This window comes from Mycobacterium sp. E2327 (assembly GCF_001672675.1).
Classification (GTDB): domain Bacteria; phylum Actinomycetota; class Actinomycetes; order Mycobacteriales; family Mycobacteriaceae; genus Mycobacterium.
On record NZ_LZKE01000222.1, the window covers coordinates 127863 to 140166 of the forward strand.

The 12304-nt window shown below is 68.1% G+C and carries 11 protein-coding genes; 9 read left to right on the forward strand and 2 right to left on the reverse strand.

Features of this window, described 5'->3' with window-relative positions; translation table 11 throughout:
- The first annotated feature begins 13 nt into the window (after window positions 1–13).
- The 4 genes from A5712_RS25885 (at window position 14) to A5712_RS25900 (ending at window position 3848) form a co-directional block, all read left to right on the forward strand.
- On the forward strand, window positions 14–1819 hold the full coding sequence (locus tag A5712_RS25885) for an ABC transporter substrate-binding protein/permease (protein WP_068111916.1): 1806 nt from the start codon (window positions 14–16) through the stop codon (window positions 1817–1819).
- Entirely contained in the window at window positions 1816–2565 is a 750-nt protein-coding gene (locus A5712_RS25890) for an amino acid ABC transporter ATP-binding protein (RefSeq protein ID WP_068111920.1), read from the forward strand. Before A5712_RS25885 ends, A5712_RS25890 begins: the two co-directional genes overlap by 4 nt.
- Before the next feature lie 66 nt (window positions 2566–2631).
- The gene (locus A5712_RS25895) at window positions 2632–3129 is read left to right on the forward strand and encodes a MarR family winged helix-turn-helix transcriptional regulator (protein WP_068111922.1); all 498 of its coding nucleotides are present in this window, start codon (window positions 2632–2634) and stop codon (window positions 3127–3129) included.
- Window positions 3130–3176: 47 nt separating this feature from the next.
- On the forward strand, window positions 3177–3848 hold the full coding sequence (locus A5712_RS25900; RefSeq protein WP_068111925.1) for an SDR family oxidoreductase: 672 nt from the start codon (window positions 3177–3179) through the stop codon (window positions 3846–3848).
- A gap of 10 nt (window positions 3849–3858) precedes the next feature.
- Here the strand turns inward: A5712_RS25900 and leuS are convergent, their stop codons facing one another.
- Window positions 3859–6765 (reverse strand): leucine--tRNA ligase, encoded by a 2907-nt coding sequence (gene leuS, locus A5712_RS25905; protein ID WP_068111929.1) that lies wholly within the window; start codon window positions 6763–6765, stop codon window positions 3859–3861.
- Between the two features lie 185 nt (window positions 6766–6950).
- On the opposite strand from leuS, the gene A5712_RS25910 reads away from it, so the two are divergent.
- The 3 genes from A5712_RS25910 (at window position 6951) to A5712_RS25920 (ending at window position 9503) form a co-directional block, all read left to right on the forward strand.
- Window positions 6951–8039 (forward strand): LpqN/LpqT family lipoprotein, encoded by a 1089-nt coding sequence (locus A5712_RS25910; protein ID WP_068111933.1) that lies wholly within the window; start codon window positions 6951–6953, stop codon window positions 8037–8039.
- A gap of 68 nt (window positions 8040–8107) precedes the next feature.
- A complete protein-coding gene (locus tag A5712_RS25915) occupies window positions 8108–8458 on the forward strand; it encodes a hypothetical protein (RefSeq protein WP_068111935.1) in 351 nt (116 codons plus the stop codon).
- Between the two features lie 25 nt (window positions 8459–8483).
- Window positions 8484–9503, forward strand: a complete 1020-nt coding sequence (locus A5712_RS25920) for a bile acid:sodium symporter family protein (RefSeq protein WP_068112040.1) — start codon at window positions 8484–8486, stop codon at window positions 9501–9503.
- On the opposite strand, the gene A5712_RS25925 is transcribed toward A5712_RS25920, so the two are convergent.
- On the reverse strand, window positions 9500–10102 hold the full coding sequence (locus A5712_RS25925; protein WP_156766772.1) for a YqgE/AlgH family protein: 603 nt from the start codon (window positions 10100–10102) through the stop codon (window positions 9500–9502). The two genes, A5712_RS25920 and A5712_RS25925, sit on opposite strands and share 4 nt — an antisense overlap.
- A gap of 123 nt (window positions 10103–10225) precedes the next feature.
- Here A5712_RS25925 and A5712_RS25930 point away from each other — a divergent pair, with 123 nt between their 5' ends.
- Together A5712_RS25930 and A5712_RS25935 are read left to right on the forward strand one after the other, a co-directional pair.
- Complete coding sequence (locus tag A5712_RS25930) at window positions 10226–11518, forward strand: MFS transporter (protein WP_068111943.1); 1293 nt, start codon at window positions 10226–10228, stop codon at window positions 11516–11518.
- Between the two features lie 9 nt (window positions 11519–11527).
- A complete protein-coding gene (locus A5712_RS25935; RefSeq protein ID WP_068111946.1) occupies window positions 11528–12301 on the forward strand; it encodes a TIGR03084 family metal-binding protein in 774 nt (257 codons plus the stop codon).
- Window positions 12302–12304: the final 3 nt, after the last annotated feature.

Sequence of the window (12304 nt, forward strand, 5' to 3'; positions counted from 1 at the left end):
TACGGTAGCGGTGATGAGTTTGCGCCTGGACCGGCGTCCCATGTGCCGAAAGCTCTTCGCGCTGGCCACGACAATGCTGATTGTCTGCGGCCTGACAATGGCCGCACCCGCCGCCGCCGACTGGAATCAGTGCGCGCCGGGCGGCTTGGACAGCGCCCGCGTCCTGCCGAAGGATCTGATCGAGCACCCAGCTACGGATGACGACGACCGGAACACCACGGCCACCGTCGAGCCGCTCGCGTCGGTGGATGGCGGCGCCTTGGGGCTGAGCACGCCGGGCGTCCTGACGGTCGGCACCCTGTCGGACGCTCCGCCCAACATCTGCATCAATCCCACCGGCGAATTCAGCGGCTTCGACAACCAGCTGTTGCGGGCCATCGCGGCCAAGCTCGGCCTCCAAGTCCGCTTTGTCAGCACGGATTTCTCCGCGCTGCTCGCCCAAGTCGCATCGCGGCGTTTCGACGTCGGGTCGGCGTCAGTGAAAGCCACCGACGCCCGCCGTCGCACGGTTTCGTTCACCAACGGCTACGACTTCGGCTTCTATTCGCTCGTGGTCCCGCCCGGTTCGGCGATCCACCAATTCAGCGATCTCGCGGCGGGCCAGCGCATCGGCGTGGTCCAGGGCACCGTCGAGGAGGCGTACGTCGTCGACCACCTGCACCTGCAGCCGGTGAAGTTTCCCGGCTTCGCCACCCTGTACGCGAATCTCAAGACCCGCCAGCTCGATGCGTGGGTGGCGCCGGGAACCCTGGCCTCGACCATCATTCGACCGGGCGACCCGGCGGTGGTGGTGGCGAACACCTTCAGCCGAGGCAGCTTCGTGGCCTACGCGGTCGCCAAGGACAACCAGCCGTTGATCGACGCGCTGAATTCCGGGCTGGACGCCGTCATCGCCGACGGCACCTGGGCGAACCTGTACTGCCAATGGGTACCGCGGACAATGCCGCCAGGCTGGAAACCTGGATCCAAAGCGGCTCCCACCCCACGCCTGCCGAACTTCGCCGCGATCGCCGCGAGCCACCATCGTGAGCCGGTTGGCCCGGCCGCGCCGATGTCGACGCTGGACCAGTTGCGTGAGTCGTTCTTCGACTGGGATCTGTATCGGCAGGCCATCCCGATTCTTCTCACCGTCGGCCTGCCCAACACGATGATCCTGACCAACAGCGCACTGGTTATCGGCCTGGCGCTGGGGATGCTGCTGGCAATGGCCGGGATTTCGCATTCACGCTGGCTGCGCTGGCCGGCGCGAATCTACACCGACATTTTCCGCGGTCTGCCCGAAGTGGTGATCATCCTGATCATCGGGATGGGCGTCGGGCCGTTGGTCGGCGGGCTGACGCACAAGAACCCCTACCCGTTAGGCATCGCCGCCTTGGGACTGATGGCCGCCGCCTACATCGGCGAGATTCTGCGCGCGGGGATCCAAAGCGTCGACCCCGGCCAACTCGAGGCCTCCCGCGCACTCGGGTTCAGCTACGCGACCGCGATGCGTTTGGTGGTGGTACCGCAGGGAATACGGCGGGTGCTGCCGGCCCTCGTCAATCAGGCCATCGGGCTGTTGAAGGCCTCCGCCCTGGTGTACTTCCTCGGCCTGGTCGCCAAACAGCGAGAGCTCTTTCAGGTCGGCCGTGACCTCAACGCGCAGACCGGCAGTTTGTCGCCTTTGGTCGCCGCGGGTCTCTTCTATCTGATATTGACCATTCCGTTAACGCATTTCGTGAACTACATAGACGGCCGGCTTCGCCGCGGCCGCTCCGCCGCCAAGCCAGAAGACCACGACCATGTGCTCGCGACGCCGTTAAGCCAGGAGATGACGTGACGGCGACTGTCGCCCACCGCGCGCCAGTATCGCTGGCGGCCAAGGATGTTCACCAAACCCTTGGTGGAAACTTGGTGCTGCGCGGCGTCGATTTCGAGGCCCCCGCGGGCACCACGGTGGCCGTCATCGGACCGTCCGGTAGCGGCAAGTCGACGCTGTTGCGCACCCTGAATCGACTGCACGAGCCCGATAGCGGCGACATCCTGCTCGACGGCAAGTCGGTGTTGCGCGACGATCCCAACGAGCTGCGCCAGCGCATCGGCATGGTGTTCCAGCATTTCAATCTGTTCCCGCATCTGTCCGTGCTGAAAAATGTTGCGTTGGCGCCGCGCAAGCTGCGGCGGCTCTCCGCGGACGCGGCCCGCGACCTTGCGCTCGCTCAACTGGACCGAGTTGGCCTGAAACACAAGGCAGATGCCCGCCCCGCCATGTTGTCCGGTGGCCAACAACAACGGGTCGCGATCGCCCGCGCGCTGGCCATGGCGCCGCAGGTGATGTTCTTCGACGAGGCGACCTCGGCGCTCGATCCCGAAATGGTCAAGGGCATTCTGCAACTCATCGCCGACCTCGGAGCCGACGGCATGACGATGATTGTCGTCACCCACGAAATGGGCTTCGCCCGGTCGGCATCCGACACCGTCGTTTTTATGGATCACGGCAAGGTCCTGGAATCGGGCCCCCCGGAGCAGATATTCGAAGCCGCCAAGACGGAGCGCCTGCAGCGGTTCTTGTCCCAAGTCCTTTGAAACGTCGATAACCGGTCCGGAATAGCTCCCTTGTACGCCACGCATATCGGGTTAGACTGCCGACTTATGGCGGACAGCGAATCCACCGCACCCGAGGTGACGGAGCTTGCGGAAGGTTTGCACCGCGCGTTGTCCAAATTGTTTTCGATTCTGCGCCGCGGCGATCCCAGCGGGGTGGTGGCCGGCGACCTGACCCTGGCGCAGCTGTCCATCCTGATCACGCTCCTCGACCAGGGCCCCATCCGGATGACCGACCTGGCCGCGCACGAACGGGTGCGCACCCCGACCACGACGGTCGCGATCCGCCGGCTGGAGAAGATCGGGCTGGTGAAACGCTCGCGCGACCCCTCCGACCTGCGAGCGGTGCTCGTCGACATCACGCCGCGGGGACGGGCAGTGCATGGGGAATCGCTGGCCAACCGGCATGCCGCCCTGGCCGCGATGCTCAGCCAGCTGCCCGAGTCCGACCTCAATACCCTGGCACGTGCGCTGGCGCCGCTGGAACGCCTGGGCTGCGGCGAATCGCCGCCCGCCGGGGAGCCCCCCGCGCGCAAGCAGGCCTGAAAGTGGCTGATCCCCAACGGAATTGGTCGCTTCCGTAGACTGAGTTCATGCCTATCGCACTCATCACCGGCGCGAGCGGCGGCATCGGTTCCGCGATCGCCGCGGCACTGTCCACCACCCACACCCTGCTGCTGGCGGGCAGGTCCTCCAACCGGCTCGACGCCGTCGCGGAGCGGCTCGGCGCCACCACCTTTCCGCTCGACCTCACCGACCCCGGCGAGATCGAGGCCAGCTGCGAAATCGTCGACGAACTCGACGTGCTGGTCCACAACGCCGGGGTATCCATCCCCGGCCGTGTCGCCGAGTCCAACGTGGACGACTGGCGCGCCACGTTCGCCGTCAATGTCTTCGGGGTCGTGGAACTGACGCTGGCCCTGCTGCCGGCGCTGCGGCGGGCCCGGGGCCAGGTGGTGTTCATCAACTCCGGTGCGGGGCAAAATGTTTCACCCGGCATGGCCTCCTATTCGGCCAGCAAGTTCGCGTTGCGGGCCTTCGCCGATTCGCTGCGCGCCGACGAGCCGGAGCTGCGCGTGACCACCATCTACCCCGGCCGCACCGACAGCGCCATGCAACGCGAACTCGTCGCGTTCGAAGGCGACCAATATGACCCGGCGAACTTCCTGCGGCCCGAAACGGTCGCGGCGGCGGTCGCCAACGCGGTGGCCACCCCACCCGACGGTCACGTCCACGAAGTCGTGCTGCGGCCGCGCAAGCACTGACCGGCGCAAGCTAGACGACCAGGTTGACCAGCCGGCCGGGGACCACGATCACCTTCCGCGGGGCGGCGCCGGCCAAGAACGCCTGCACCTTCTCGTCGCCCATGGCCGCGGCCTTCAGCGTGTCGTCGTCGGCGTCGGCCGCCACCACCACGCGTCCGCGCACCTTGCCGTTCACCTGCACCGGGTATTCCACGGTGTCTTCGACGAGGTAGGCCGGGTCGGCCTGCGGGAAGGGCCCGTGCGCCAACGAGGCGCCGTGGCCCAGCCGCGACCAGAGCTCCTCGGCCATGTGCGGGGCCAGCGGCGCCAGCATCAGCACCAGCGGCTCGACCGCCGCACGCGGCACCGAGTCGCGGTGCTCCTTGGTGAGGTGGTTGGTGTACTCGATCAGCTTGGCCGCCGCGGTGTTATTGCGCAGCGCCGCATAGTCTTCGGAGACTCCGGCGATGGTGCGGTGCAGCGACCGCAGGGTCTCGGTGCCCAGTGGGCCGGGGTCATCGGCCACCCGAGTCTCGCCGGTCTGCTCGTCGATCACCAACCGCCACACCCGCTGCAGGAAGCGGTGCGCGCCGACCACGTCCTTGGTCGCCCACGGCCGCGACGCCTCCAAGGGCCCCATCGACATCTCGTACACCCGCAGCGTGTCCGCACCGTATGCGTCGCAGATCTCGTCCGGAGAGATCGAATTCTTCAGGCTCTTACCGATCTTCCCGAATTCCTGGGCAACCTCGATCTCGCCGTCCGGTCCCGGATAGAAGAATCGGCCGCCGCGTTCGATCACTTCCTCCGCCGGGACATACGATCCGCGCGAATCGGTGTACGCGAAGGCCTGAATGTAGCCCTGGTTCACCAGCCGGCGATAGGGCTCGCGCGAGGTCACGTGACCCAGGTCGTACAGCACCTTGTGCCAGAACCGGCAGTACAGCAGGTGCAACACCGCGTGTTCGGCGCCCCCGACGTATAGGTCGACCCCGCCGGGATCCTGCGGGCCGTGCTGGGCGGGCCGCGGGCCCATCCAATACGCCTCGTTTTCCTTGGCGCAGAACCGTTCTGAGTTGTGCGGATCGGTGTAGCGCAGCTCGTACCAGGAGCTGCCGGCCCACTGCGGCATCACGTTGGTGTCCCGGGTGTAGGGCTTGAGGCCATCGCCCAGGTCGAGCTCGACGTGTACCCAGTCGGTCGCCTTGCCCAAGGGCGGCGACGGCTCGCTGTCGGCGTCGTCGGGGTCGAACGACACCGGCGAGTAGTCCGACACGTCGGGCAGTTCGACCGGCAGCGCCGACTCATCGAGCGCGTGCGGCCGTCCGTCGCTGTCGAAGACGATGGGGAACGGCTCACCCCAATACCGCTGCCGGGCGAAAAGCCAGTCGCGCAGCTTGAATTCGATGCGCGCCCGCCCGCGGCCATCGGCCTCCAGGCGGGCGGTGATCGCCTCCTTGGCCGTCGCCACATCCATGCCGTCCAGGTAGCCGGAGTTGACCAGCACACCGTCGCCCGCATGCGCCGCCTGCGAGATATCCCCACCGGCAATGACTTCCACGATCGGCAGCCCCAGCTCGTGGGCGAAGTCCCAGTCGCGCTGGTCGTGGCCGGGAACCGCCATGATCGCCCCGGTACCGTAGCCGGCCAGCACATAGTCGGCGATGAAGATCGGAACGGGTTTCCCATTTACCGGGTTGGTCGCGTAGCTGCCCAGGAAGACGCCCGTCTTCTCCCTGCTCTCCTGGCGTTCGAGGTCCGACTTCGCGGCGATCGCGCGGCGGTAGGCGGCGACGGCGTCGGCCGGTGCGGCGGCGCCGTAAGTCCACCGCGGGTCGGTGCCGTCGGGCCATGCGGCGGCGACGAATTCGTCGACCAGGTCGTGCTCGGGCGCCAGCACCAGGTACGTCGCGCCGAACAGCGTGTCGGGCCGAGTGGTGAACACCTCGATGTCGACCGCCGAGCCATCGCCGGTGGTCGCCGAGAACAGCGCCTGGGCCCCGGTCGATCGACCAATCCAGTTGCGCTGCATCGTCTTTACCTGATCCGGCCAATCGAGCAGCTCGAGATCGTCGAGCAGCCGGTCGGCATACGCAGTGATGCGCATCATCCACTGCCGCAGCCGTTTACGGAACACCGGGAAGTTGCCGCGGTCGCTACGGCCGTCGGCGGTGACCTCTTCGTTGGCCAGCACCGTGCCCAGTCCCGGGCACCAGTTCACCATCGAGTCGGCTCGATAGACCAGTCGGTGGCCGTCGATCACGTCGGCCCGCTCCCCCGCGGTCAGCGTTGCCCAGTCGCGTCCGTCGTCGAGACGCCTTGCGCCGGAATCGAACTCGGCGATCAGCTCGGAGATCGGCCGCGCCTTGTTGGCGGCGGGGTCGAACCACGCGTTGTAGATCTGCAGGAAGATCCACTGGGTCCACTTGTAGAACTCGGTGTCGGTGGTCGAGAAGCTGCGCCGGCTGTCGTGGCCCAGGCCCAGCCGGCCCAGCTGGCGCCGGAAGTTGACGATGTTGGCGTCGGTCCTGGTGCGCGGGTGTGTGCCGGTTTGCACCGCGTATTGCTCGGCGGGCAGCCCGAACGCGTCAAAGCCCAACGCGTGCAGCACGTTATGGCCCGTCATCCGGAAGTACCGGGCGTAGACGTCGGTGGCGATGTAACCGAGCGGGTGCCCGACGTGCAGTCCGTCACCCGATGGATACGGAAACATGTCCTGCACGAACAACTTGTCCTCGGGCAGGGGCCGCCCGTCGGTCGGAGCCAGATCACCGACGGGGTTGGGTACGTTGAACGTGCCGAGCTCCGCCCAGTTCTCCTGCCAGGTGCTCTCGACGCGGCCCGCCAGCGCGGCGGTGTAGCGAAACGGCGGCGCATCGGGGTCCGGCGCGGCGGCGGCCGGGGTGCCCCCAGGCGCCGTGGTCGGGGATTCGGTCACCTGAACAGGGTATAAGGGTCGTCCGGACCGGCTTGCCGGCCACAGGTTGGTCTCGGTTGCGTTGCGCGCCGATCAGAGCTTCATCCCAGGTCGATTTCGACGGTATCCAGCGCGTTTGACCTGTGGTTACAGTCAGCCTCTACGACGGGTGCTGGGACCCGGGGCCATGGGAAGGATCGACGCAGATGATTCACATCGCCCGTACCGTGCGGGTATTAGCCGGAGGTTTGACGGCCGGTGCGATCGGCGTTACCGCGTTCGCGGGCGCCACCGCTTCGGCAGATCCCGTACTGCCCGCGCTCCCCGCGCCGCCGCCCGTCCCCGCCGTCGCGGCGCCGGCGCCGCAGAACGTCACGGCCGCCCCCGCACAGGTTCCCGGGAACAGATTGCTCGCCGCTCCCCCGGCGGCAAATCCGGTGGCGCCAACCCCGGCCGTCGCGCCGGCGGCACCCGCGCCCGCGGCCGTCGCACCGGCCGCGCCGCTGCCCCCGGCGCAGACACCTGGCGTCTCGGGCACACTGCGTGACTATTTCCAGTCGAAGGGCGTCAAGCTGGAGGCGCAGAAACCCCAGGGCTTCAAGGCGCTGGACATCACACTGCCGCTGCCCACCCGCTGGACGCAGGTGCCCGACCCCAACGTGCCCGACGCGTTCGCGGTGATCGCCGACCGGCATGGGACCAGCATCTACACCTCGAACGCGCAGGTGGTGGTGTACAAGCTGGTCGGTAACTTCGATCCGAAAGAGGCCATCACCCACGGCTTCGTCGACAGCCAGCAACTTCCCCTCTGGCAGACCACGAACGCCTCGATGGCCGACTTCGGCGGCTTCCCGTCGTCGATCATCGAGGGCACCTACCGCGACGGCGACATGCTGCTCAACACGTCGCGCCGGCACGTGATCGCGACGTCCGGGCATGACAAGTACCTGGTGTCGATGTCGGTGACCACCGACCGTGCGGTGGCCGTCGCGGACGCGCCGGCGACCGACGCGATCGTCAACGGTTTCCGGGTGACCGTGCCCGGAACCGCCGCACCCGTACCCGGACCGGGCGCCGCTGCGGCCCCAGTCGGCATTCCCGCCCAAGCAGCCGGCGCGGCCCCGGTCGGGCTTCCCCCCCAGCCGGTCGGAGCGGCGCCGGTCGGAGCGGCGCCGGTCGGGCTTCCCTCGCAGCCGGTACCACCCAACCAGGTGGCCGCACCCCGACCCAACCTGTTGACCATGGTGCCGGGTTTGCCGCCGCTGCCGAACTTCGCGTTCCTGCAAGGGCGTTAATCGGCCGCTAAACGAAAGCTGCTCGAGCCCGGCGCGCGGGCGTGCGTTCGGACTCGTATTGTGAGGCCATGTTGATCGCAGGCGTGGTGTGCATGTGTGCGGCGTTGGCCTCCGCCGGGTTCGGGACCTGGTCGCTCTCCCACAACCAGACCACCGAAGGCGTCGGCGGCACCGAATTGGCGTTGCGCGCCATGGCTCCGCCCCAGTTGGCGGCCGCCGTGATGTTTGCCGCCGGCGGTGTGGTGGCCCTGGCCGCCTCCCCCGACACCGCTCTGGTCGTGTTGATCATCTGCGTCGCCGGCGCCCTGGGGACGCTGGCCACCGGGTCGTGGCAGAGCGCGCGTTTCGCGCTGCGCAGTGAAGCCACGGCGGCCGACTGCGCCGGCAGCTGCGCCGTCTGCACGCAGTCTTGCCACTGACACCCTTACCGCTCGAGCCGTCATGTTGAAACGGCTGTCGGCGTTGCCGATCGATACTTTCCTGCTGGCGCTGGGGTCGACCGTTGCGTTGGCCGCCCTCGTCCCGGCACGCGGCGAAGCGGCCGATGCCGTGTCGGTCGCGGCGAAAGCCGCGATCGCGTTGCTGTTCTTCCTTTACGGCGCCCGCCTGTCGCCCCAGCAGGCCTGGCACGGTGTCCGACAGTGGCGGCTGCACCTGCTGGTGCTGGCAACGACGTTCGTCCTCTTCCCGATGCTGGGATTGGCCGCCCGAGCGTTGATGCCGTCGGTGCTGACCATCGACCTCTACAACGGGCTGCTGTTTTTGTGCCTTGTCCCGTCGACCGTGCAATCGTCCATCGCGTTTACCTCGATCGCGCGGGGGCACGTCTCGGCCGCCATCGTCAGCGCGTCGTTGTCCAACATCCTCGGCGTGGTGCTGACGCCGCTGCTGGTGGTCCTGTTGATGACGACCACCGGCGCGCCGCGGGTCGACGGCACCGCGATTCGCGACATCATGGTGCAGCTGTTGCTGCCGTTCGCGGCGGGTCAGCTGGCGCGCCCATGGTTGGGCGGGCTCATTACCCGGTACGCGGCGCTGCTGAAGGTGGTGGATCGCGGATCCATCCTGCTGGTGGTCTACACCGCCTTCTCGATGGGCGTCGTCAAGGGGATCTGGGTCAGTGTCGATGTGTGGCGCCTGATCTCGGTGACCGTCGTCGCCGCCGTGCTGCTGGCGGTGGTGCTGGGCGTCACCACCGCCGTCGGCCGGCTGGCCAGGCTGGACCGTGGCGACGCGATCGTCCTGCTGTTCTGCGGCTCGAAAAAGAGCCTGGCGTCCGGACTTCCGATGGCGCTGGTGCTTTTCCCGGCGGCCACAGTCGGTTTGACCATGTTGCCGTTGATGATCTTTCACCAGATCCAGTTGGTGGTCTGCGCGGTGATTGCCAGCAGGCTGGCGCGCGACGACGACGAGGCCGGCCCGGCGCCGTCGGCGATCTCGGCCGCGCCGGACGAAATGGGCTAGTTTCTGCTGACGTCGATCGGGTGGGTAGCAAGCAGCGACAGCGGCAGCGGTTGCCTGCGCAGCACCTGCCCCCACAGATCGGCCCTCGGCCCGGCTAGCACGTCAGATGGCAAGGCGGACAAGACAATCCAGTCGTCGCGTTCGATCTCACCCTCGAGCTGACCGATGGTCCAGCCGGAGTAGCCGGCGAAGATGCGCACCCCTTCGAGCAGGGGAGCGATCAGGTCGGGGTCGGCGTCCAGGTCCACCATGACGATCCGGCCGTCCACATGCCGCAAGCCCGGCACGCCCTCCGGATCGGCGCCGATCCGCAGCGGCGCCAGGCAAAGTGCCGCGTCGCGCTTGACCGGCCCGCCGATGAACATCGTCTTGGGTTTGGCGGACAGCTTGGCCCACTGCGGCAATACGTTGTACACCGCGGTCTCGCTGGCCCGGTTGAGCACGACACCCAGTGTGCCGCCGTCGTTGTGCTCGACGATGTAGATCACGCTGCGCCGAAAAGTCGGCTCGAGAAGATCGGTGTTGGCGAGCAGCAAGGTGCCGGCACGCACCCGCTGCGCTGCGGGTGCTACGTAGTCCTCCGGATCTTCGGGCGGCATCAAACCATCATCGCACCTTCGTAACGTCGGCCGGTGCAATCGGGCATGGCCGATACATATTTGTACTGTTGGCGATGGCGCCCAACCCCAACGGTGGAAGTCGGTTCTGTGATTCAATCCCGGATGCAGTCACGCGCACCCGTCGACCTGTGGCGGTCGGTGCGCGGTTTGCCGGACTTCTGGCGGCTGCTCCAGGTGCGCGTGGCGAGCCAGTTCGGCGACGGCCTTTTCCAGGCCACCCTGGCCGGGGCGCTGCTGTTCAACCCCGACCGCGCCGCCGACCCGATGGCCATCGCCCGCGCGTTCGCGGTGCTGTTCATGCCCTACTCCCTGCTCGGGCCGTTCGCCGGCGCGCTGATGGACCGCTGGGATCGCCGGCTGGTGCTGGTCGGTGCCACCGTGGGCCGGCTAGTCCTCCTCGCCTGCATCGGCACCATCCTGGCGTTGCGGGCCGGCGACATACCCCTGCTGATCGGCGCGCTGCTCGCCAACGGCCTGGCCCGGTTCGTCGCATCCGGCCTCTCGGCGTCCCTGCCGCATGTGGTGCCGCGGGAGCAGGTGGTCACCATGAACTCGGTGGCGACCGCATCCGGCGCCTTCGCGGCCTTCCTCGGCGCCAACTTCATGCTGGTGCCCCGGTTTTTCGTCGGCGCCGGCGACGAGGGCGCCTCGGTGATTATCTTCATCACCGCGATACCGGTGTCGATCGCGTTGTTCCTGTCGTTGCGGTTCGGGGCCCGGGTGCTGGGCCCGGACGACACCAAGCGCGCGATCCACGGATCGGCCGTCTACGCGGTGATCACCGGCTGGCTGCACGGCGCCCGGACGGTCGTGCAGCGCCCGACGGTCGCGGCCACCCTGTCCGGCCTGGCCGCGCATCGGATGGTGGTGGGCATTAATTCGCTGGTGATGCTGGTGCTGGTGCACCATTTGCCCGGTCCGCGCCCGGCGACCGGGGGCCTCGGTATCGCGTTGCTGTTCTTCGCCGCGGCGGGCCTGGGGGCGTTCCTGGCCAACTTGTTGACACCGGCGGTGGTGCGCCGCTGGGGGCGCTACGCCACGGCCAATGGCGCGCTGGTGGCGGCCGCGGTCATCCAGATCCCGGGTGCCAGCCTGCGGCTCCCGGTGATGGTGGTGTGTGGCTTTTTGCTCGGCCTGGCCGGTCAAGTGGTCAAGCTCTGCGCCGACTCCGCGATGCAGATGGATGTCGACGACGCGCTGCGCGGACACGTGTTCGCGGTGCAGGACGCGCTGTTCTGGGTGGCGTTCATCGTCTCGATCACGTTGTCCGCCACGCTGATTCCCGACGACGGACGCGCGCCGGGGTTCGTGCTGTTCGGCTCGGGGCTGTACCTGATCGGGCTGGCCATGCACGCCTCCATCGGCCGTCGCGGCCAGCCGGCGGGCACTGGTTAAGGTGCATACATGACCGGTGCCGCGCCGATGGTGGCCGACCTGCGGGCCGAAAGCGACGACCTCGACACGTTGGTGGCGCCGCTTGCGCCGGACCGCTGGGCGGATGCGACGCCCGCGCCCGGCTGGACCATCGCGCACCAGATCGGGCACCTGTTGTGGACGGACCGGGTTGCGCTGACCGCGGCCACCGACGAGGAGGGCTTCGCCGCCGTGCTCGCGGCGGCTTCGGCCGACCCCACCGGGTTCGTCGACGCGGGCGCCGAGGAACTTGCCGCCGTCGCGCCGCCCGAGCTGCTCGTCGAGTGGCGGACCACCCGAGCAAGGCTGCACGACACCCTGCTGACGGTGCCCGACGGTCGCAAGCTGCCGTGGTTCGGGCCACCCATGAGCGCGGCCTCGATGGCGACGGCCCGGTTGATGGAAACGTGGGCGCATGGACTCGACGTAGCCGACGCGCTCGGCGTCAAGCGCCCAGCCACCGAGCGCCTGCGGTCGATCGCGCACATCGGGGTGCGCACCCGCGATTACGCGTTCGCCATCAACAACCTGACGCCGCCCGCGGACCCGTTCCTGGTCGAGCTGCGCGGGCCCGGCGGCGACACCTGGTCCTGGGGGCCGCCGGACGCCGCTCAGCGCGTCACGGGCTCCGCCGAGGACTTCTGCTTCCTGGTGACCCAGCGGCGCCCGTTGGGGGCGCTCGACATCACAGCGCACGGTCCCGACGCGCAGCGGTGGCTCGAGATCGCGCAGGCTTTCGCCGGGCCTCCCGGACCCGGTCGATGAGCG

Bases quoted from the DNA above. Each gene is read 5' to 3' on its own strand.
- A5712_RS25910 (WP_068111933.1), top strand. From the start codon at position 6,951: ATGATTCACATCGCCCGTACCGTGCGGGTATTAGCCGGAGGTTTGACG.
- A5712_RS25895 (WP_068111922.1), top strand. From the start codon at position 2,632: ATGGCGGACAGCGAATCCACCGCACCCGAGGTGACGGAGCTTGCGGAA.
- A5712_RS25925 (WP_156766772.1), bottom strand. From the start codon at position 10,102: ATGCCGCCCGAAGATCCGGAGGACTACGTAGCACCCGCAGCGCAGCGG.
- A5712_RS25935 (WP_068111946.1), top strand. From the start codon at position 11,528: ATGACCGGTGCCGCGCCGATGGTGGCCGACCTGCGGGCCGAAAGCGAC.
- A5712_RS25930 (WP_068111943.1), top strand. From the start codon at position 10,226: ATGCAGTCACGCGCACCCGTCGACCTGTGGCGGTCGGTGCGCGGTTTG.
- A5712_RS25900 (WP_068111925.1), top strand. From the start codon at position 3,177: ATGCCTATCGCACTCATCACCGGCGCGAGCGGCGGCATCGGTTCCGCG.
- A5712_RS25885 (WP_068111916.1), top strand. From the start codon at position 14: ATGAGTTTGCGCCTGGACCGGCGTCCCATGTGCCGAAAGCTCTTCGCG.
- A5712_RS25915 (WP_068111935.1), top strand. From the start codon at position 8,108: ATGTTGATCGCAGGCGTGGTGTGCATGTGTGCGGCGTTGGCCTCCGCC.